Source organism: Brevundimonas sp. CEF1 (assembly GCF_051353055.1).
In the GTDB taxonomy this organism is placed as follows: domain Bacteria; phylum Pseudomonadota; class Alphaproteobacteria; order Caulobacterales; family Caulobacteraceae; genus Brevundimonas.
This window is the reverse complement of the sequence record NZ_CP195593.1, coordinates 75333-96215: the sequence shown is the minus strand read 5'-3', so window position 1 is coordinate 96215 and position 20883 is coordinate 75333. Positions and strand designations below refer to the sequence as shown.

The 20883-nt window shown below is 67.0% G+C and carries 17 protein-coding genes; 8 read left to right on the top strand and 9 right to left on the bottom strand.

What is annotated here, in order from left to right; translation table 11 throughout:
* Nucleotides 1-1647, top strand: a complete 1647-nt coding sequence (locus ACR9FL_RS00460) for a 2-oxo acid dehydrogenase subunit E2 (RefSeq protein ID WP_436356698.1) — start codon at nucleotides 1-3, stop codon at nucleotides 1645-1647.
* Here ACR9FL_RS00460 and ACR9FL_RS00455 read toward each other — a convergent pair.
* Nucleotides 1604-2137 (bottom strand): hypothetical protein, encoded by a 534-nt coding sequence (locus ACR9FL_RS00455; RefSeq protein ID WP_436356697.1) that lies wholly within the window; start codon nucleotides 2135-2137, stop codon nucleotides 1604-1606. The two genes, ACR9FL_RS00460 and ACR9FL_RS00455, sit on opposite strands and share 44 nt — an antisense overlap.
* A gap of 26 nt (nucleotides 2138-2163) precedes the next feature.
* Here ACR9FL_RS00455 and lpdA point away from each other — a divergent pair, with 26 nt between their 5' ends.
* Nucleotides 2164-3561 (top strand): dihydrolipoyl dehydrogenase, encoded by a 1398-nt coding sequence (lpdA, locus tag ACR9FL_RS00450; RefSeq protein WP_436356696.1) that lies wholly within the window; start codon nucleotides 2164-2166, stop codon nucleotides 3559-3561.
* A gap of 234 nt (nucleotides 3562-3795) precedes the next feature.
* A complete protein-coding gene (locus tag ACR9FL_RS00445) occupies nucleotides 3796-4152 on the top strand; it encodes a hypothetical protein (RefSeq protein WP_436356695.1) in 357 nt (118 codons plus the stop codon).
* A 29-nt stretch (nucleotides 4153-4181) separates the two neighbouring features.
* On the opposite strand, the gene ACR9FL_RS00440 is transcribed toward ACR9FL_RS00445, so the two are convergent.
* Complete coding sequence (locus ACR9FL_RS00440; RefSeq protein ID WP_436356694.1) at nucleotides 4182-5393, bottom strand: hypothetical protein; 1212 nt, start codon at nucleotides 5391-5393, stop codon at nucleotides 4182-4184.
* A gap of 5 nt (nucleotides 5394-5398) precedes the next feature.
* Nucleotides 5399-7984, bottom strand: a complete 2586-nt coding sequence (clpB, locus tag ACR9FL_RS00435) for an ATP-dependent chaperone ClpB (protein WP_436356693.1) — start codon at nucleotides 7982-7984, stop codon at nucleotides 5399-5401.
* Between the two features lie 152 nt (nucleotides 7985-8136).
* Between clpB and ACR9FL_RS00430 the strand changes: the two genes are divergently transcribed.
* Nucleotides 8137-10047 (top strand): BCCT family transporter, encoded by a 1911-nt coding sequence (locus ACR9FL_RS00430; protein ID WP_436356692.1) that lies wholly within the window; start codon nucleotides 8137-8139, stop codon nucleotides 10045-10047.
* Nucleotides 10048-10107: 60 nt separating this feature from the next.
* On the top strand, nucleotides 10108-11760 hold the full coding sequence (locus tag ACR9FL_RS00425; RefSeq protein ID WP_436356691.1) for a serine hydrolase: 1653 nt from the start codon (nucleotides 10108-10110) through the stop codon (nucleotides 11758-11760).
* A 159-nt stretch (nucleotides 11761-11919) separates the two neighbouring features.
* On the opposite strand, the gene ACR9FL_RS00420 is transcribed toward ACR9FL_RS00425, so the two are convergent.
* The 5 genes from ACR9FL_RS00420 to prmC form a co-directional block, all read right to left on the bottom strand.
* A complete protein-coding gene (locus ACR9FL_RS00420; RefSeq protein ID WP_436356690.1) occupies nucleotides 11920-12321 on the bottom strand; it encodes a hypothetical protein in 402 nt (133 codons plus the stop codon).
* Between the two features lie 77 nt (nucleotides 12322-12398).
* Nucleotides 12399-13103 (bottom strand): DUF4893 domain-containing protein, encoded by a 705-nt coding sequence (locus ACR9FL_RS00415; protein WP_436356689.1) that lies wholly within the window; start codon nucleotides 13101-13103, stop codon nucleotides 12399-12401.
* 104 nt (nucleotides 13104-13207) lie between these two features.
* Nucleotides 13208-14563 carry a hybrid sensor histidine kinase/response regulator gene (locus ACR9FL_RS00410; protein ID WP_436356688.1) on the bottom strand — a complete coding sequence of 452 codons (1356 nt, stop codon included), beginning with the start codon at nucleotides 14561-14563 and terminating at the stop codon, nucleotides 13208-13210.
* A gap of 82 nt (nucleotides 14564-14645) precedes the next feature.
* Nucleotides 14646-15623, bottom strand: a complete 978-nt coding sequence (locus tag ACR9FL_RS00405; RefSeq protein ID WP_436356687.1) for a DUF4167 domain-containing protein — start codon at nucleotides 15621-15623, stop codon at nucleotides 14646-14648.
* A 281-nt stretch (nucleotides 15624-15904) separates the two neighbouring features.
* The gene (gene prmC, locus ACR9FL_RS00400; protein WP_436356686.1) at nucleotides 15905-16801 is read right to left on the bottom strand and encodes a peptide chain release factor N(5)-glutamine methyltransferase; all 897 of its coding nucleotides are present in this window, start codon (nucleotides 16799-16801) and stop codon (nucleotides 15905-15907) included.
* A 78-nt stretch (nucleotides 16802-16879) separates the two neighbouring features.
* Here prmC and ACR9FL_RS00395 point away from each other — a divergent pair, with 78 nt between their 5' ends.
* A complete protein-coding gene (locus tag ACR9FL_RS00395) occupies nucleotides 16880-18115 on the top strand; it encodes a YihY/virulence factor BrkB family protein (protein WP_436356685.1) in 1236 nt (411 codons plus the stop codon).
* A gap of 4 nt (nucleotides 18116-18119) precedes the next feature.
* Here the strand turns inward: ACR9FL_RS00395 and prfA are convergent, their stop codons facing one another.
* A complete protein-coding gene (prfA, locus tag ACR9FL_RS00390; protein ID WP_296176783.1) occupies nucleotides 18120-19187 on the bottom strand; it encodes a peptide chain release factor 1 in 1068 nt (355 codons plus the stop codon).
* A gap of 187 nt (nucleotides 19188-19374) precedes the next feature.
* Here prfA and ACR9FL_RS00385 point away from each other — a divergent pair, with 187 nt between their 5' ends.
* Both ACR9FL_RS00385 and ACR9FL_RS00380 read left to right on the top strand, forming a co-directional pair.
* Entirely contained in the window at nucleotides 19375-19983 is a 609-nt protein-coding gene (locus tag ACR9FL_RS00385; RefSeq protein WP_296176781.1) for a response regulator, read from the top strand.
* A gap of 91 nt (nucleotides 19984-20074) precedes the next feature.
* On the top strand, nucleotides 20075-20857 hold the full coding sequence (locus ACR9FL_RS00380; protein WP_296176778.1) for a sulfite exporter TauE/SafE family protein: 783 nt from the start codon (nucleotides 20075-20077) through the stop codon (nucleotides 20855-20857).
* Nucleotides 20858-20883 lie beyond the last annotated feature (26 nt).

Genomic DNA, 20883 nt, shown 5'->3' with positions numbered 1-20883 from the left:
ATGGGTCGTTTCGTCTTCAAACTGCCCGACGTGGGCGAAGGCACCGCCGAGGCCGAACTGGTCGCCTGGCACGTCGCGGTCGGCGACATGGTCGAGGAAGACCAGATCGTCGCCGACGTCATGACCGACAAGGCCACGGTGGAAATCACCGCCCCGGTCAGCGGCAAGGTGCTCGCCATCCACGGTCAGGCCGGCGAGATGGTGCCGGTGCGCGGCCCGCTGGTCGAGTTCGAGGTCGAGGGCGCGGGCAATGCGTCCGACGCCGAGCCGACGCCGGCCCCTGTGGTCGCCAAATCCGAGCCCGCGCCCGTCGTCGCTGAAGCGCCGAAGGTCGAGGCCGCCCAGGCCAGCGCCCCGACGGCGGCCGGCGCCAACTACGTCTTCAAGCTGCCGGACGTGGGCGAGGGCACCGCCGAGGCCGAGTTGGTCGGCTGGCACGTCAAGGTCGGCGATACGGTCGAGGAGGATCAGATCCTCGCCGACATCATGACCGACAAGGCCACGGTCGAGATCACCAGCCCGATCAACGGCGTGGTCGTCGCCCTGCACGGCGAGCCCGGCCAACAGGTCCCCGTCGGCGGGCCTCTGGTCAGCTTCAAGGTCGAGGGCAAGGGCAATGTCGCCGCGGCTCCCGCTGCCGCCGCTGCGCCCGTCGCCAAGGCCGAGAAGGCCGCGCCTGCGCCGGTCGCCAAGGCCGCTCCGGTCGCCGCGCCCAAGGCGGACGCCAAGCCCGTCCCCGCCATGACCGGCCGCCAGCCGGGCGAGCGCGCCCTGGCCTCACCCGCCGTGCGCAACCGCGCTCGCGATCTGGGCGTCGACCTGGCCTTCGTGCCGGGCTCGGGCCCCGCTGGCCGCATCCAGCATGAAGACCTGGACGCCTTCGTCGCGCGCGGGGGCAGCCTGCCCGTCGCGACCGGCGGCACGGCGTCTTCGACCTATGCCCGCGCCGAGGGGACCACCGAGACCAAGATCATCGGCCTGCGCCGCAAGATCGCGGAGAAGATGGCCGAGAGCGTGCGTCGCATCCCGCACATCACCTATGTCGAGGAAATCGACATGACGGCGGTGGAAGAGCTGCGCGCTCACCTCAACGCGACCAAGGCCAAGGACCAGCCCAAGCTGAACGTCCTGCCCTTCATCGCCCGCGCCATCGTCGTCGCCCTGCGCGACCAGCCGACGATCAACAGCCACTATGACGACGAGGCCGGGGTGCTGACGACGCACGCCCCGGTCCACCTGGGCATCGCCGCCCAGACGCCGAACGGCCTGATGGTGCCGGTCGTCCGCCACGCCGAGGCGCTGGACCCCTACGCCACCGCCCTGGAAATCGCCCGCGTCTCGGGCGCGGCCAAGGACGGCTCGGCCAAGCGCGAGGAACTGTCTGGCTCGACCATCACCATCACCTCGCTGGGGACGCTGGGCGGCGTGGTTCACACCCCCATCATCAACCACCCGGAGGTCGCCATCGTCGGCCCGAACAAGATCGCCGAACGCGTGGTGGTCAAGGACGGCCAGATGGTCGTGCGCAAGATGATGAACCTGTCCTCCAGCTTCGACCACCGCATCGTCGACGGCCATGACGCGGCGGTCTTCGTGGCGCGCATCAAGGGGTTGCTGGAGCATCCAGCGACGTTGTGGATGGGGTGATAAAAGACAACTTTATCGGTTCACCATCTGGCCCCGACGTAAGACCGGTGAGGTAGCCACACACCCTCATTGTGGCACCCCGGAGAGCCTCCGACGGCTCGCCAACCCAGTCGCCATCGTTTTTGAGCTCTGAGCTTGCGCAGCGAGCTAACTTTTCGAAGGCTGAAGGGAAGTTTTCTCTCATGCCGACATGAGCGATTGAGTTGCGCGCCTTGTTGAGAAGGATCATGAAGCTGAAGTGCGCTCCGTTGATCGGATCTGATGCTGGCCAGACAGCTTGCAGCAGTCTCAACTTCGACATGTACCCTGCGTCTGTAAGGGCGCGATCGGGATGATGGAGCATTCTACGCAGCCCCAGCTCAATTTCAGCTTCAATCGCAAGATGAGCTGCAAGAACCTCGCCTTGCAAGCCGCCTAGGCCGAGAATGAACTCGCTATACCGGCTCCAGCCGTCAGCCATAAGTTTCTTAACTTGTTCGCTTGGTTCCATATCGCATCCTCCCGTGTGAGCACTTAATGACCCAGACCCTGAAAACCAAAGTCCTGATCATCGGCGCCGGGACCGGCGGCTATGTGGCGGGCATCCGTTGCGGCCAGCTGGGCCTGGACACCGTGCTGGTGGACGGCGGCGACGGCCTGGGCGGGACCTGCCTGAACGTCGGCTGCATTCCGTCCAAGGCCATCATCCACGCCGCGAGCAAGTATGAGACGGTGCTCAAGGCCTCCGGCGACGGCACGCTGGGCATCACGGCATCAAGCCCGTCCATCGACCTGTCGAAGACGGTCGCGTGGAAGGACGGCATCGTCAAGAAGCTGAACGCGGGCGTCGCCGCCCTGCTGAAGAAGGCCAAGGTCAAGGTGATCAAGGGCTGGGCCGAGTTCACCGACGCCAAGACCTGCCGCGTCGAGACCGCCGACGGCCCCATTCTCATCACCGCCGAACACGTCATCCTGGCCACGGGGTCGGAGCCGGTCGAACTGCCCTTCCTGCCGTTTGGCGGCGACGTCATCTCCTCGACCGAGGCCCTGTCCTTGCCGGACGTGCCGAAGAAGCTGGTCGTCGTCGGCGGCGGCTATATCGGCCTGGAACTGGGCATCGCCTTCCGCAAGCTGGGCGCCGAGGTGGCCATCGTCGAGATGGCCGACCGCCTGCTGCCCCTCTACGACAAGGCCCTGACCGACCCGGTTCAAAAGTGGCTTGAGAAGCATGGCGTCGAGCTCTTCCTCGGCGCCCGCGCGGGTGGTTTCGGCGACGGCAAGCTGAACGTCACCGACAAGGACGGCAATCCGATGCAGCTGGACGCCGACAAGGTGCTGGTCACCGTCGGCCGTCGTCCGCGCACCCAGGGCTGGGGTCTGGAGACCATGGGCGTCGCCATGGACGGCCCGTTCGTGAAGATCGACAACCGCTGCGCCACCAGCATGAAGAACGTCTGGGCCGTCGGCGACCTGACCGGCGAACCCATGCTGGCGCATAAGGGATCAAGCCAGGGCGAGGTCGTCGCGGAAATCATCGCCGGCCATGACCGTATTTTCGATCCCGTCACCATCGCCGCCGTCTGTTTCACCGAGCCGGAAATCGTCTCGGCGGGCCTCGGTCCGCAGGACGTCGAGGGCCGTGACGACGTGATCCAGTCCGTCTTCCCCTTCGCCGCCATCGGCCGCGCCCTGGCCATCGAGGCCGGCGAGGACGGCGGCTTCGTCCGCGTCATCGCCTCCAAGACCGACCACCGCATCCTGGGCATCCAGGCCGTCGGCCAGCACGTCTCCGAGATGTCCAACAGCTTCGCCCAGATGCTGGAAATGGGCGCCGTTCTGGAAGACGTGGCCGGAACCATCCACGTCCACCCGACCCTGGGCGAAGCCTTCCACGAGGCCAGCCTGCGGGCCCTGGGCCACGCCATTCATATTTAAGGGCGCTATCGCTCGCGACGCGGTCGCTCGCTCCTTGAGCGCAAAACTTCCTTCTCCCCTTGCGGGAGAAGGTGGCCGAGCGTCGCGAGGTCGGATGAGGGGTCTCTCAACCGGCAGCGAAACCCCTCATCCGTCGGCCTGCGGTCGCCACCTTCTCCCGCAAGGGGAGAAGGAACCGGCCCCGCTTGCCCTCTCCGGGCGAAAGTCCGACCCTCCCGCAAACGGGAGGCTTCGATGAGCGCCGAGACCCATTACCTGGCCGTCTTCACCAGCGACAAGACCGGCCCCAAATGGCGGGCCTGGCGCGCCATGAGCGAGGCCCAGCAGGCCGAGACGGCCCGCATCGGCGTGGCCGCCGTCGCCGCCTGGGAAGAGGCGCACCGCGACTCCATCGTCTATCAGGGCGGCCCGCTGGGCCCGACCAAACGCATCAGCGACGACGGCGCCGTGACGGACATGGTCAACCTGCTGACCGTCTTCATGGTGGTGCGCGCCGACAGCCACCAAGCGGCGGCCCGCCTGTTCGAGGGCCACCCGCACATGAGCATCTTCGTCTGCGACGGAGTGGAGGTGATGCCGGTGCTGGGGTGAGGCTCAGTCACCCGGAGGTCACGCTAGCCCTAGTTGCCCAGAGCCACCTTTTCCGAGGTTCCAGCACTAATCCTCGAAGCGGCATATTCATTCAAGGCATTATTTTCAGACCTAACAACAGCAAGACCGGCAACCAATGACTCAATACTACGTTGCAATCTCCTTTTGGATGAATTTAGCTCCTTTGTAAGCCTAGGTAAACTAGCTATCATCTCTCCAAAATTCTTTGTTTGAGACATTGTTTCAGTAATAGTTGGATCAAGAGATTTTGTCATTTCATAAACTATAGCAATTTCACTATCAAAGTGCTCACCGCTCATGTCTGACATTTGAATGTCAATCAACTCTCTAATCGCATCTAGAGCACGTCGAAATTCAACGTGAACTTGATCGCCGCTCCGTTCAAAATTATCGGCGCATATATTTATAGCGTCAGCCACATCATTTATTATTTTCTTCTTGGCTGACTGATCCTCCATATTCGTAGCAATCGAGATTTCGTCGGTGGCTTTTGACGTAGCAGACGTCAGCACCTTCATTGCCTCAGATATAGAGAGAGAAGCATTCGTCGCAGATTCTATTCTGTCCGAAATTATCTGTGAATAATCTAATATTCCCAACTCTTCGGCATCATCTACGGCAGAATGATTTACACCCACATTCGAACTAGTCACATCGACTTTAGAAACAACTTTAGGCGCAGGTAAATTCTCAGCCTGCATGCTTACGTGACCTGAAAGTAAGACACCAAGACACCTAAAAACAACATCCCTAAGGTCGTCATCATTGCCAAAAGTTCTGTACAAAATTCCCCTAGGACCCAAACTTGACCTAAGAGCTTGAACCTTTTTGGCCTGATCAAGATCAGAATTTATGTTTAAAGATACATCTTTAAACAAAATTGACACCGAATTTCCGCCAAAAACAGAATCCTCGGCCTTACTGATCGTTCTCTCTATCTCCTCTACGGTTCCAGATTCATAATTTATCGTTGGCGTCCCTAATGTCGCACCGACAAGAGCAATAAAAGCATCGTGATTTTCAGACTGAATATTTACGCGCGCCTGAGGCTCCACATCTAAGCCCGGCGTTGCATTCTCTCTCCAGTCAAACAGGTCAAATCGCGCACCAAGAGGTGCGGAAACCAGATTGATGTCTGCAACCGCCTGCTTGACGGTTTCGACGTGGCTCTCGACATCAGACGGTCGAGAAAGGAATATGGTGTAGGTAACGGTTCTCATTGTTCTTAATGCACCCGCGCCTTCCCGATCTCCAGCCCGTCGGCGCCGGCTGACACGGCCACCACGCTGCCGTCCTCGATCTCGCCGGCCAGCAGCTTCTTCGCCATGGGGTCGACCAGTTCCTTCTGGATGACGCGCTTGAGCGGGCGGGCGCCGTAGACCGGGTCGTAGCCCTTGTCGGCGAGCCAGGTCAGGGCGCTGTCGTCCAGGGCCAGGGTCAGGCGACGGTCGGCCATCAGCTTCTCCAGACGCGCCAGCTGGATGCGGACGATGCCGCCCATCTGTTCGCGGCCGAGGCGGTGGAACAGGATGATCTCGTCGATGCGGTTCAGGAACTCGGGCCGGAAGTGGGCGCGGACCTGTTCCATGACCAGAGGGCGAACCGCCTCGACGTCCTCGCCCTCGGGCTGGTCGGCCAGATACTGGCTGCCCAGGTTGGAGGTCATGATGATCAGGGTGTTCTTGAAGTCGATGGTCCTTCCTTGCCCGTCAGTGAGACGGCCGTCGTCCAGCACCTGCAGAAGCACGTTGAAGACGTCGGGGTGGGCCTTTTCGACCTCGTCGAACAGGATGACCTGATAGGGGCGACGACGCACGGCCTCGGTCAGGGCGCCGCCCTCGTCATAGCCGACATAGCCCGGAGGGGCGCCGATCAGACGGCTGACCGAGTGTTTCTCCATGTATTCGGACATGTCGATGCGGGTGATGGCGTTGTCGTCGTCGAACAGATAGCCGGCGAGCGCCTTGGTCAGCTCGGTCTTGCCCACGCCGGTCGGGCCGAGGAAGAGGAAGCTGCCCAGCGGCTTGTTGGGATCGTTCAGACCGGCGCGGGCGCGGCGGACGGCGTCGGACACGGCTTCCAGCGCCTCGTCCTGACCCACCACGCGGCGGCCCAGTTCTTCCTCCATCTTGAGCAGCTTCTCGCGCTCGCCTTCCAGCATCTTGTCGACGGGCACGCCGGTCCAGCGGCTGACCACGGCGGCGATCTGCTCGGCGTCGACGACCTCGGGCGTCAGCGGGGCGGCGACCGCCGCCGGGGATTCGGAGTCCGCGAGTTGCTTCTCCAACTGCGGGATCTGGCCATAGGCGATCTCTGAGGCGCGGCCCAGATCACCGGCGCGCTGGGCGGCGGCCAGTTCGGCGCGCAGGCGGTCCAGGGTCTCGCGCAGTTGCGCCCCCTGCCCCACCTTGTCCTTCTCGGACTTCCAGCGGGCGGTCATGTCGTCGGACTGACCTTCGAGGTCGGCGATCTCGTCCTCCAGCTTCTCCAGACGCTGCTGCGAGGCGCTGTCGCTCTCCTTCTTCAGGGCCTCGCGCTCGATCTTGAGCTGGACCAGACGGCGGTCGATTTCGTCCAGAGCCTCGGGCTTGGAATCGACGGCCATGCGGACGCGGCTGGCGGCCTCGTCGATCAGGTCGATGGCCTTGTCCGGCAGGAAGCGGTCGGTGATGTAGCGGTTCGACAAGGTGGCGGCGGCGACGATGGCGCTGTCGCTGATGCGCACCCCGTGGTGGACCTCGTACTTCTCCTTCAGGCCGCGCAGGATGGACACCGTGTCCTCGACGGTCGGTTCGGCGACGAAGACCGGCTGGAAGCGACGGGCCAGGGCCGCGTCCTTCTCGACGTGCTTGCGGTACTCATCCAGCGTGGTGGCGCCGACGCAGTGCAACTCGCCGCGCGCCAGCGCAGGCTTCAGCAGGTTGGAGGCGTCCATCGCCCCGTCGCCCTTGCCCGCGCCGACCAGAGTGTGCATCTCATCGATGAAGAGCACGATGCCGCCCTCGGCGGCGGCCACCTCGTTCAGCACGGCTTTCAGACGTTCCTCGAACTCGCCGCGATACTTCGCCCCGGCGATCAGCGCGCCCATGTCGAGCGACAGGACCTTCTTGTCCTTCAGGCTTTCGGGCACGTCGCCGTTGACGATCCTCAAGGCGAGACCTTCGACGATGGCGGTCTTGCCGACGCCGGGCTCGCCGATCAGGACGGGGTTGTTCTTGGTGCGGCGGGCCAGGACCTGGATGGTGCGGCGGATTTCCTCGTCGCGGCCGATGACCGGGTCGACCTTGCCGTCGCGCGCGGCCTCGGTCAGGTCGCGGGCGTAGCGTTTCAGGGCGTCGTAGCTGTCCTCGGCCGAGGCGTTGTCAGCGGTCTTGCCCTTACGCATCTCAGTGACGGCTTCATCGAGTTTCTTGGCTGTGACGCCAGCGGACTTCAGAGCCTCGGCGGCGGCCCCGCCCTCCTTGGCGATAGCGGCCAGCAGGCGTTCGGTGGTGACGAAGGCGTCCCCGGCCGATTTGGATGCTTGCTCGGCGGCGCTGAAGACGCGCGCGGTGTCTCCGTCCAGATAGAGCTGGCCCGAGCCGCCCTCGACCTGGGGCCGCTTCTTCAGCAGGCCCTCGGTCACCAGTTCGACGGCGGACGGATCGCCGCCGGCCTGATCGATCAACTTGCGGGCCAGACCGTCGCGTTCCTCAAGCAGCACCTTCAGCAGGTGTTCGGGCGCGAACTGCTGGTGGCGGCGCGCCAGGGCCAGCGACTGGGCGGATTGGACGGCCTGTTTGGCGCGGTCGGAATAGAGGTCGAGATTCATCGTGTGCAGTCCCCTCGGAAGGCGGAAAACCCACAAGGCGTCCTTCTGCGAAGCAACGCCTTGAGTTGTGTCAAACCGAGGTGGGTGTGGCCCATCGGACACGCAAGGGGCGACCCGATGGAACCTCAAGCGTAGCCTTGCGTTGGGGGCCCATGCTGACGACCAAGATGAACCCCCGCGTCTTCTGGGGGGCCAGCGCCATCGCGGGCGCCCTGCTTCTCCTCGCCCTGATCGCGCCCTCGACCTCCGGCCTCATATTCGGCGCGGCCCAGGCCTGGGTGATCGACACCTTCGGCTGGTTCTACGTGGCTTCCGTGGCCGGCTTTCTGCTGTTCGTGACCGTATTGGCGGTGGGGCCCACCGGGCGGCTGAAGCTGGGACCGGACGACGCCGAGCCGGACTTCCCCTATGTCTCGTGGCTGGCGATGCTGTTCGCGGCAGGCATGGGCATCGGCCTGATGTATTTCGCCGTGGCCGAGCCGGTGCAGCACTATATCGCTCCGCCCGAGGCCCAGCCCGGCACCTTGACGGCCGCGCGCGAGGCCATGGTCATCACCTATACCCACTGGGGCGTCCACGCCTGGGCCATCTACGCCGTGGTGGGGCTGAGCCTCGCCTATTTCGCCCACCGCAAGGGCCTGCCCCTGACCATGCGCTCCAGCCTCTATCCCCTGCTGGGCAAGCGGGTGAATGGCTGGCTGGGCGATGCGGTCGACATCTTCGCCATCTGCGGCACCCTGTTCGGTATAGCCACCTCCCTGGGGTTGGGCGTGGCCCAGATGAACTCGGGGCTGCACTATGTCTTTGGCCTGCCCAGCAACGTCATCATGCAGGTCGGGCTGATCGCCGTGGTCATGGGCGCGGCGACGATCTCGGTCCTGACCGGGGTGGACAAGGGGGTGCGACGGCTGTCGGAACTGAACCTGGCCCTGGCCGTCTGCCTGATGCTGTTCGTCCTGGTCGCGGGGCCGACCCTCTTCCTGCTGCGGGCCTATGTGCAGAATTTCGGCCTCTATCTGGACCACTTCTTCGTGCGCACCTTCACCCTCTACGCCTATGAGCCGCGCGCCTGGATGGCGGACTGGACCCTGTTCTACTGGGCCTGGTGGATCGCCTGGTCGCCCTTCGTGGGCATGTTCATCGCCCGCATTTCGCGCGGGCGCACGGTGCGGGAGTTCCTGATCGGCGTGCTGCTGGTCCCGTCGGCCTTCACCTTCCTGTGGATGACGGTCTTCGGCAATTCGGCCATGAGCCTGGACCTCGGTGTGGCGGCAGGAGCCATTTCGGAGGCGGTCCAGACCGACCTGTCGACGGCCCTGTTCCACTTCTTCGAATACCTGCCGGGCACGGCCGTCACCTCGCTCCTGGCCATCGCCCTGGTGGCGGTCTTCTTCGTCACCTCGGCGGATTCGGGGTCGCTGGTGATCGACACCCTGGCCTCGGGCGGGGCCGAGGACACCCCGCGCTGGCAGAGGATCTACTGGTGCGTGCTGCAAGGTCTGGCGGCGGCCCTGCTGCTGCTCGCGGGCGGCCTGGGCGCCCTGCAGGCGGCGACCCTGGTGGCGGCCCTGCCCTTCGCCGTCATCATGATCCTGGCCTGTTTCGGTCTGGCGCGGCAGATGAACGCCGACCTCAGGGGCGAGGCGCTCGAGACCGAGGCCCCGCCGATCGGCGAACGGCTGAAGCGCATCTTCTCGCCTGCCAGTCGCAAGGACATCGCCCGTCAGATCGAGCGCCAGGCCGCCCCCGCCCTGGTCGAGGTGCGCGACGCCCTGTCCAATGAAGGGGTGGACCACAGTCGCGTCGAGGCCGACGAGAACGGGGTCTGGCTGGTGGTCGAGCACGCCAACGGCCGCGACTTCCTCTATCGCATCGGCGCCCGTTCGCGCCCCTTGCCGGCCCTGACGGCGCTGGAGGCGCCCGAGGGACGCCGCGCCCTGGAATGGCGGATGACGGCCCAGACCGGAGACGGCAGCCGGCCGCGCGACCTGACCGGCTTCACCCGCACGCAGATCGTCGCCGACGTGCTGGACCACCTGCAGAGGTGGCGGCTGGCGGCCTAGGCACTTGGCCCGGCGGAGCGGCGGCGCTAGCGTCGCCGTTCAGTTTTCGGGAGTCTGCCCATGTCCATCCGCCTGTCGCGCCGCGCGGCGTTGATTTCCTCCGCCGTCGCCACGACCAGCGCCGCCCTGCCCGGCCTGGCCCTGGCCCAGACCCGCGCCGACGCGCGCTCGGATGAGGAGATCGCCGCCGCCGCCGACGCCTGGGTGCAACGCTGCATGGCCGCCTGGCCCGAGCAGCCCGCCGTGTCCCTGGCCCTGGTGCGCGACGGCAAGACGGTGCTGGCCAAGGGCTACGGCGTACGCCGTCAGGGCAAGAATGAGCCCGCCGACGAACACACCCTGTTCGCCATCGCGTCGAACTCCAAGAACGTCACCGCCGCCTGCCTGGCCATCCTGGTCGATGAGGGCAAGGTGAAGTGGGACGAGCCGATCCGCACCTACCTGCCCGGCTTCACCCTGTCGGACCCGATGGTGGGCGAGCGCATCACCGTGCGCGATACACTGAGCCACCGCGCCGGTTTCGGCCTGGGCGCCGGCGATCTGCTGTTCTGGCCCAACAGCGACCGGACGCGCGCCGAGGTTCTGGCGCAGGCCGCCTTCGTGCCGATCGAGGACGGCTTCCGCGAGGATTACCACTACTGCAACCTGATGTTCGTGGTCGCGGGCGCGGTCATCGAAAAGGTGTCCGGCCTGTCGTGGGAGGATTTCGTCCAGACCCGCATCTTCGACAAGGTGGGCATGAGCGAGAGCGTGCCTCTGGCGCGTCTGGCCGATCCGGCCAAGTCCGCTCTGCCCCACGCCCGCGTCGGGCCGCCGCTGCGGCTGCAAGGACCGATGACCCAGATCGCGGCCTCCATCGCCGAGGTGTGGAACTGGGATTCGGCGGCGGCGGCGGGCGGCATCTGCGCCAGCGCGACGGACTGGGCCAAGTGGATCGCCGTGCGTCTGAACGACGGCAGACTGGCCGACGGCTCGCGCCTCTTCTCCGAAGCCGCCGCCAAGGAGATGTACAAGCCCAACATCATCGTCTCGTCGTCGAACGGGCCGACGGCGGAACTGCCCAACCGCGCCGTGGCCTCGACCTACGCCATGGGCCTGCAGGTGCAGGACTATCGCGGCGAGCGACTGGCCACCCACGGCGGCGGCTCGCCGGGCGGCATTTCCTCCACCGTCCTGATCCCCGGCCGCAAGATCGGCTTCTCGGTCTTCACCAACGCCGAAGAGAGCTTCCTGCTGCGCGCCCTGCGCTCGGGCCTGTCGGACATCGCCATGAACCAGGTCGACGTCGACTGGATCGCCGACTCCAAGAAGCGCGAGGCCGAGGGGACCGAGAAGTCGCTGAAGGCTGCCGTCGAGATCGACGCCAAGCAGGCGGCGGGCGCCCCGCCCTCCATGCCGCTGGACGCCTATGTCGGCACCTGGCGCGACCCCTGGTACGGCGACATCACCATCGAGCAGAAGACCGAGGGACGCGGGCGCAACAGGAAGACCGGCCTGTGGCTCAGCTTCACCCACACCCCGGCGCTGAAGGGCTGGCTGGAGCCCTATGACGGCGAGACCTTCCGCACCCGCTTCCCCGACAAGCGCGAGGAAGACGCCTTCATCACCTTCAGCATCGCCACGGCCAAGCCCGCGACGGCGACGGTCAAGGGCGTCTCGCCGGACATCGACTTCAGCTACGACTACCAGGACCTGCGGCTGACGCGGGTCTGAACGCCCTAACCCTTCTCCCCTTGTGGGAGAAGGTGGCTCGCGAAGCGAGACGGATGAGGGGTTTCTGGCGAGCAGCCACATCACCCTCATCCACCGTCGCAAGACCCCTCATCCGGCCCTGACGGGCCACCTTCTCCCACAAGGGGAGAAGGGCTCAGGTCAGCGCGCCGGACGTTGACCCGCTTCCAGGATCGGCATCCCCGCCTCGGTCGGGATGTAGATGGTCTGGCGGCCTTCCTTGCCGGCGGTTTCCTGCAGCATGTTGATGTAGGACCAGCGCAGATAGGCCTCGGGGCCGCCCAGGGCCTCGGCCATGATGCGGTTGGCCTCGTTGGCGCCCTTGGCGCGCTCGATCTCGGCGGCGGCGGTCAGCTTGGCCGAGTCCAGGGCGGCCTGGGCCTCCAGCACGCGGATGCGGCGGTTCTGCACCGCCTCTTCGTAGGCCGCCTTGCCCGCCATCTGCTTGGAATAGACGTTGTAGGTCGGGAAGCCGACCAGGACGACGGCGATCAGGACGCCGATGGCGATGATCGAACCGATAGTGAAACCAATGCCGCGCATGCGCGCCTCCCCTGAATTCTGAACAGGCTTCAGGGTGGACGCCGCCTGCAGCCCCGGTCAAGGGGCGACGCTCGGCCTCAGCGCGCGGCCGGAACCAGCTCGATCAGGTCCAGATTGGACTCGTTCGCGGGCCAGGGAATGGCCAGACGCCAGCGCTGTTCGCCGATGCGCTCGACCACGCCGACCATGTCGCGATCGGGTCGCCGACCATAGGCGCGGGCGGCGGGTTCGGAAGCCAGGGCCATCGAACCGAGGAAGACCATGTGGCGGTCGTTCTCGGGATACAGCAAACCGCTCGGCCGCTGGGACCCCGTCAGCTTGGAGAATTTCAGGCCGCCGGCGGTCTGTTCGATACGGCAGGCGAACCAGCCGTAGACCACATAGCCCAGCCCCTCTTCGCCGCCCTGCGACCCCAGCTTGATGGTGCGGCAGCGATAGGCGCCGACCGGCGGCGTCACCGAGGGCCGCGCCGCGCCGGGAACGATCAGATCCCCGAGCGCGGACAGGTCGCCCGAGCCAGGCTGACGCCTGGCCTGCTGCAGGGCCAGGGTCCAGGCGGCGTCGCGGCGCTGGTAACGATCACGGTCGGAAGCGGTGATGACCCCGCGCCAGTCGCTGAGAACGGCGCCGCTCGGCGCATCCGGCACAGACGGCGGCGGAGGGGGCGGCGGCGGAGGCGTGGTCGCGCAACTCGCCAGCAGGGCCGTCGCCAACAGACTCGGGATCAGGGCGCGAGGCCCCCTCGCCTTGGATCGCGAAATACCGGCCGACGAGCGTGACATGGGCTCTCCCTCACACAGGGTCGAAAAAGCCCCTCGCCCCTAGGAAGCCCTACCGGCGCGCCGCGTCAACCCCGGCGGGCGGCGACACCGTTCGCCCGACCGCGTCAGGCGGCGTCCGCGTCGGCGTCTCCGCATGCGTCTGGAGCCTCGACATCCGACGTCAGCGCCCGCGACAGGGCCTGGGCCAGGGCCGGGATCTGCAGGGGCTTGGTCAGGTATTCGAGGAAGCCCGCCTCGCGTCCGCGCCGGATGTCGGCGAAGGCGGCGCTCGCAGACAGGGCCAGGACGGGAAGGCCGCGCGTCAGCGGGTCTTCGGCCAGCCGCGCCTTGACCTCGAACCCGTCGATGCCCGGCAGGTTGATGTCCAGGATGACGACGTCGGGCCTCAGGTCGCGCGCCAGGGCCAGCCCCTCCGGCCCCGTTTCGGCGACATGCAGCCGCATCCCGCCCAGGGCCGTGATCACATGGCGCATCAGGGCGATGTTGGACGGATTGTCCTCGACATAGAGCAGGGTGGCGTCAGGCAGGGTCACCCTCGGCGCGAAGGATGCGGTCACGGTGCGCGGCGCCTCGGTCGCGGCCGGCAGGCGGACGGTGAAAACCGCCCCTTCGCCCTCGCGACTGTCGCCGCCCAACTGTCCGCCCATGGCCTCGATCAGACGCCGCGCCACGGCCAGGCCCAGACCCGCGCCCGGGACCTCCGAAGCTTCGCGGCCGAGGCGATTGAAGGGCTGGAACAGGCCGTCCATGTGCGCGGCGGGCAGGCCCGGCCCGGTGTCATGAACACTGAGGCTGACCCCCTCGGCCGACTGACGCGCCTCGATCAGCACCACGCCGCCGGGGCGATTGTATTTGACGGCGTTGGCGACCAGGGCGGTCAGCACCTGCCGCAGGCGCTCGCGATCGGCCAGGGCCGCCAGGCCGGCGACAGGCGGCGGCTCGCGCAGTTCGATCCCCGCCGCCTCGGCCATGGGACGCAGGGTCTCGCAGACCTGTCGCGCCACCAGCAGGGGATCGACGCGCTCCACGTTCAGAGCCAAACGCCCGCCCTCGATGTCGGCCAGGTTCAGCACCTCGTCGACCAGGGTCAGCAGCCGGGCGCCGGCGGCGCGGATCTGCTCCAGGGCCTGATGCTGGCGATGGGTCAGGGGCTCGTGCGCCTCGTTCAGGCGCATCAGGTCGGAAAAACCGATGACGGCGTTCAGCGGGGTGCGCAGTTCGTGGCTCATGCTGGCCAGGAACTCGGTCTTGGCCCGGTGCGCCGCCTCGACCTGGGCGGCCTGGCCCTCGGCGACGGTCAGGGCGGTCTGTAGCTCGCGCGCGCGCTGCTCAGTCCGCGCCTCCAGGGTGGCGTTCAGCCGCCGCAGGGTCGCCGCCTCGCGCCTGGCCCTGATCGCGAGCCTTATCCCCGCCCAGCAGCCGGACAAGGCCAGAGCGACCACCACCAGAACGAGTTCCATCGCACGTCCTCCCGATGCCTCGAGAATGACGCCTATAGATTGCGGTTATGTAAATATACGCGCTAAAGTTGCGCGTCGAGGATCAGCCCTCGTCGGCGGCGGGTTCGACCTTGCGACGCGGGGCGCGACGCTTGGGCGCCGGCGCCTCTTCCGAAACCTCGGCCTCGTCCGCAGCCGGCGTCGAGGGACGGGTCAGGAAGCCGGGCAGGCCCATGCCGTCGCTGACGTCGCTGTCGGCGGGCGCTTCGGCCGGGACGCGTTCGGCGCGCGGACGGCGCGGGGCGCGGGCCGGACGGGCCTCGGCCTCTTCGGCGACAGGCGCGGGCTCGCCAGCGGCCGGTTCGGCGGCGGCGTCGGGGACGTATTCAGCCTCGGCCAGGGCGCGAGCTTCGTCCTCGGGCGTGGCCTCGCCAGCCTCGAAGCGGCGGTTGCGTTCTTCGCGGCGACGCTCCCAGCGCTCGCGGCGGGTTTCGCGGCGGCCGCCTTCGCGGTCGCCCTCGGCGCGGGGCTCGCGGTCGTCGGCGCGCGGCTCACGCGGTTCACGTTCGGCGCGCGGTTCGCGATCACGATCACGATTGTTGTCGCGGTCCCGGTTGTAGTCGCGGTCACGGTCGCGATTGGCGTCGCGTTCGGCGCGCTCGGCCTGACGACGGGCGTCGTCCTCGGCCTTCTGTTGTTCAGCCTGGGCGGCGGCGATGATGGCGGCGGCCTGGGCGCCCGACTCGTCCTCGAAGTCGATGTCGAAGCCCTGACCGGCCAGTTCGCGCTGGGCGATCTCGCTCACCGGGCGCTGCGGCTGCAGGGCGCGCAGGACGCGGAAATAGTGTTCAGCGTGCTGGGTGTAGTTCTCGGCCAGGACGCGGTCGCCGGCGGCCGAGGCGTCGCGCGCCAGCTGCATGTAGCGCTCATAGACGGTCTGGGCGTTGCCGCGGACCTTGATGTTCTCAGGGCCTTGCGAATCCCACGACCGGTTCGGGTTGGTCGCATTGGCGTTGTTGCCGCCGCCGCCGGGCTTCCGGTTGCGTCCGCGCTGACGCTTCATGCCCTTGAAATCTCTCATCGGAGCTTACCGTGCTGGTGCGGGCCGCCGTCGTTCAAGGACGGGCAGGACCCAGTTCGTCGTTCCGTTCGGTCGGGGCCAATCCCCGTATCGATGTGCTCGGAAAACCGTTCGCCGCCCTGTGGTCCGCCGGGCCGACCGGCCCGACCGTCACTGGCCCAGACGCGCTTGAGCGAGCAAACCTGCCCGAAAAGGATGCGTTTGAGTGGGAGACAAGAAAGGACTTAGCGCGCGACGAAGCGGTTTCCAAGGCTTTTGTTGCGCGGCCCTTGCGACCCGGATCAGGCCTCAGGGATCGGATCGACGCGCGGGTCAGGGCCGTTGGTGACGACGCGGTCGCGCTCGCCCAGGTCCTTGACCACCTTGACGCCGGTGAAGCCCGCCGCCTCGAACAGGGCCTTGACCGCCTCGCCCTGATCCCAGCCGATTTCGACGGCGAAGACGCCTTCGGGCCGCAGGATGCGCGCGATCTCGGGGGCCAGGTCGCGATAGGGCTGCAGGCCGTCCGGGCCGCCGTCCAGCGCCAGATGCGGATCATGTTCGCGCACTTCCGGGTCCAGACCGGCGATGTCGGCGGTGGGGATATAGGGCGGGTTGGACACCACCAGGTCGAAGCTGTCGTCGGCGAATCCGGCGGCCCACTCGGTGCGGATGAAGGTGCAGCGGTCGTTCAGATCCAGGTTGGCCGCGTTCTCGCGCGCCACGGCGAGGGCCTCGGTCGAGATGTCTGTGCCGACGCCGCGCGCGCCAGGACGCTCCATCAGGGTCGCCAGCAGGATGGCGCCCGAGCCGGTGCCCAGATCGATGAAGTCGAAGGCGCGCTGCGGCGCATAGGTGCGGACAATCACGTCCAGCAGGGTCTCGGTGTCCGGGCGCGGGCTGAGCACGTCGGGGGTGACGTTCAGCATGATCTTCCAGAAGCCCTTCCTGCCCAGGATGCGCGACACCGGCTCGCGCTTCAGGCGACGCGCGACCATGGCCTCCATAGCAGCGAACTTGTCGGCGTCGATGACGCGGTAGGGGTCGGTCAGAATGTCGACGCGGCCCGCGCCGGTCGCGGCCTCCAGCAGCAGGCGGGCGTCGATCGACGGGCTGTCGATGCCGGCGGCTTTGAACTGGGCTTGCGCGCCCTTCCAGGCGGTGAGCAGGGTCGGGGCGGCGGGAGCGTTTTCGGACATGATCGCTGATTGGCCCTTGCTGCGGGCGATTTCAAGACGGAACGCAGTCGGAGCGTGGCCGTTGAGGGGCGGATGGGGATGCAGAACCTTCTGAAACGCGCGCCACGTCGGCGCGATGGCGGCGGCGCGGTCTGGCGCTATCTGGGCGCGGCGGCGGGCGGGCTGGCGGCCGGGGCCACGGCGGCGCACCTGCTCTATACCCAGGGTCATAAGTACGGCGTCGAGTTGAGGCCCAAACGCCCCGAGCCCCTGCCCCCGCGCGACCCCACGCCCGAGGACTATGACGCCGAGGAGCCCGGACGCGGGCGGCTGGCGCAGCATCCGACCCGCATTCCACGCAAGGGCTGGACCGACATCGCCTGGCGAACGGGCATGGGTTATTTCGGCGACCGGGTCGGCTTCGTCGCCGGGGGCGTGACCTTCTTCATGCTGCTGGCCCTGTTCCCGACGCTCGGCGCCTTCGTCACCATCTATGGCCTGTTCGCCGATCCGGCCGACGCCTGGAACCAGCTGAGCTTCCTCTACGAGGTCCTGCCCTCGAACGTGGCCCAATTCCTGGGGGCCGAGATGACCCGTCTGGCGGGCGGCTCGACTGGGCAGCTGACCTTCACCCTGGTCTGGACCCTGGCCCTGTCGCTGATGGCGGCCAACGGCGGGGTGAAGACCCTCTTCTATGGGCTGAACCTCGCCTATCACGAGGTCGAGCGGCGCAATATCCTGACCTACAACCTGCTGTGCATGGGGGTCACCGTCTCGGGTCTGCTGGCGGTGCTGCTCAGCTCGGCCCTGGTGGTCGGCGTGCCCGTGGTCCTGTCCGTCTTCGGCCTGGAAGAGGAATGGGCGCATCTGGCGCCCCTGCGCTGGCCCCTGCTCTATCTCGGCTATGTGGCGGCCCTGGCCCTGATCTATCGCATCGGGCCGTGCCGAGCGCGGGCGCGCTGGCGCTGGCTGACGCCGGGCGCCCTGTTCGCGGCGGCGCTGAGCCTGCTGGTCTCCTTCCTGTTCAGCTGGTTCCTGAGCAACTTCGTGCGCACCGATTCCTACGGCCCCCTGGCGGCGGCCATGGGCTTCCTGCTGTGGACCTGGTTCTCGGTGCAGGTGATCCTGATGGGCGCCCGCCTAAACGCCGAGATCGAGCACCAGACGGCGCGGGACACCACCACGGGCAAGCCGCGGCCGATCGGCGAACGCGGCGCGGTCATGGCGGACTCCGTCGGCCCCCGCCGCGGCAATCCGGCGGCCCTGGCCTTTACCCTGAAATACGCCGAGGCCCTGGGAGACCGGGTGCTGAAGCGGCGTATCAAACGCCGCTAGAGGCTTAGCTGAACTCGGCTTCCAGATCGGCCAGGCGCGCGGCCTGATCCTCGGCGATCAGGGCGTTCAGCAGGGGATCGATGTCGCCTTCCATGATCTGGGGAAGGCTGTGCAGGGTCAGGTTGATGCGGTGATCGCTGACCCGCCCTTGCGGATAGTTGTAGGTGCGGATGCGCTCGGACCGATCGCCGGAACCGACCTGCGACTTGCGCGCGTCGGAACGGGCCGTGTCCTTCATCTGGCGCTGCATGTCGTAAAGGCGCACCCGCAGATTCTTCATCGCTTTGTCGCGGTTGACGTGCTGCGACTTCTCCGACGAGGTCACGACGATCCCGGTCGGGAAGTGGGTGATGCGCACCGCCGAGTCGGTCTTGTTGACGTGCTGGCCGCCCGAGCCCGAGGCCCGGAAGGTGTCGATGCGGATGTCCTTGTCGTGGATCTCGATCTCCACGTCCTCGACCTCGGGCAGGACCGCGACGGTGGCGGCCGAGGTGTGGATGCGCCCCTGGGTCTCGGTCGCCGGAACCCGCTGGACGCGGTGAACGCCGCTTTCGAACTTCAGCCGCCCGAACACGCCCTCGCCGGTGACGGTGGCGATGATTTCCTTGTAGCCGCCGGCTTCGCCCTCGGTGGCGCTGTCGACCTCGACCCGCCAGCCGCGCGAGGAGGCGTAGCGCGAATACATGCGGAACAGGTCGCCGGCGAAGATGGCCGCCTCGTCCCCGCCGGTGCCGGCGCGCACTTCCAGCACGGCCGAGGCGTTTTCGTCAGCATCGCGCGGGGCCAACAGCAGGGCGACCTCGCGTTCCAGCTCGGGCAGACGCGCGTTCAGGGTCTCCAGTTCGTCGGCGGCCATGGCGGCCATTTCCGGGTCCGAGGCCATGGCCTGCAGGTCCTCGACCTCGGCGCGAGCGCGCGCCAGGGTCTGCACCGCGTCGGCCACGGGCTTCATCTCGGCGTGCTCCTTCGACAGACGCACGATCTCGGCGCCGTCCGACGCCGCGCCCATGCGGGCCTCCACCTGATGGAAGCGGTCGAGCACCTGATCGAGCCGGGCCTGGGGCAGTCGCAAGGGAGCGTCCTTCGAAGGAAAAATCGAGCGCGGAGCCTTACCCGCCGGACCGCTCCCTGTCGATGAAAAGGCCCGAACACGCACAGATGGAGCGATTGTGAACAGTCGTCACAAGCCCGTCAGGTCGGTTTCTTCGCAACTGCAAACACCCTAGCTCCACCTGGGCTGAAACTGACAGGAGACAGGCATGTTCGATGGAAACGCGGATTCCAGCGTCGGGGCGGACGCCAATGTGGCGCGGCTTTGCGCCCTCTACGACGGACTTTTGGAGCGTCCTGACGCCGCCGTGTCCGCCGAGGCCGAGACCGAGCTGAAGGCTCTGGCCAAGATCTTCGACCTGGACGCCAACCGCCCCGCCGCCGAACTCTGGCCCTATCTGCGCGCCGTCCTGGTGCGTCAGGCCCCGGCCGCCACGCCCGACGCCGCGCCGCAGGTCGAGCCCCTGACCGTGCTTCTGGTCGAGGACGACGCCGAGGCCGCCGCCGCCCTGACCGAGGCGCTGGACGCCGCCGGACACCGGATCGTCGGCCCTTTCCACAGCGCCGAGGCCGCTGAGGCCGCCACCGCCCTGCACCCCATCGACGCGGCCCTGCTGGACATCAACCTGTCGGGCGAAGCCACAGGCGTCGATCTGGCCCGCAACCTGAAGGCGCGCTGGGGCACCCCGGTCATCTTCCTGTCGGGCGACGTCAGTGCGGCCGCCGCCAATGCCGAACTGGCCGCCGCAATGGTCATCAAGCCCTATACGGGACGCGACGTGCTGGACGCCCTGGCGCGCCTGGAGCCCGCGGCCTGATCCGTCCGGGAGCCGGCGCCCAAAAGCGATGCGCGGCCATTGCCAAGACGGCCGCGCAATGCGCCTGATGCGAAGCAAGGCTGAGGGCTGAATGGACACCTTTTTCCTGTTCCTGCTGGTGGGCGTCCTGGCCCAGGCGGTCGATGGCGCCCTGGGCATGGCCTATGGCGTCATCTCATCCTCGGTTCTGCTGGCCTTCGGCGTGCCGCCGGCCACGGCCTCGGCCAGCGTCCATGCGGCCGAGGTCTTCACCACCGCCGCTTCGGCGGGCAGCCACGCCTGGCACAGGAATGTCGAGTGGCGGCTGTTCCTGCCGCTGGCCATCGCGGGCGTGATCGGCGGGGTGCTGGGGGCCTATGTCCTGACCGGAATCGACGGCGCGATCATCAAGCCCTTCATCATCGGCTACCTGGCTCTGATCGGCGCCTGGATTCTGTGGCGCGCGGGGCATGACGTGCCGCATCGCCATCTGCCCGCCTGGATCACCGCCCCGCTGGGCGTGGTCGGCGGCTTCCTCGACGCCGTGGGCGGCGGCGGTTGGGGGCCGACCGTGTCTTCGACCATGGTCGGCGCCGGTCACGATCCGCGCAAGGCCATCGGCACGGTCAACACCGCCGAATTCTTCCTGACCGTCGCCATCTCGGCCACCTTCGTCTGGGCTCTCGTGACGGGCCACTGGGAAGAGGCCGGGGCGCTGGAGAACCATTTCGCCGCCGTGGCGGGCCTGGTGGTCGGCGGACTGATCGCCGCCCCCTTCGCGGGGCTGATCGTCAAGAAGGTGCCGCGCAAGGTGTTGGCCTATGCGGTCGGCTTCCTGTTGCTCTTCCTCGCCGCCTTCCAGGGCGCCCAGCTGGCTGGACTGATCGGCCGCTAAACAAAAGGGCGGAACCGGCCTGCGCC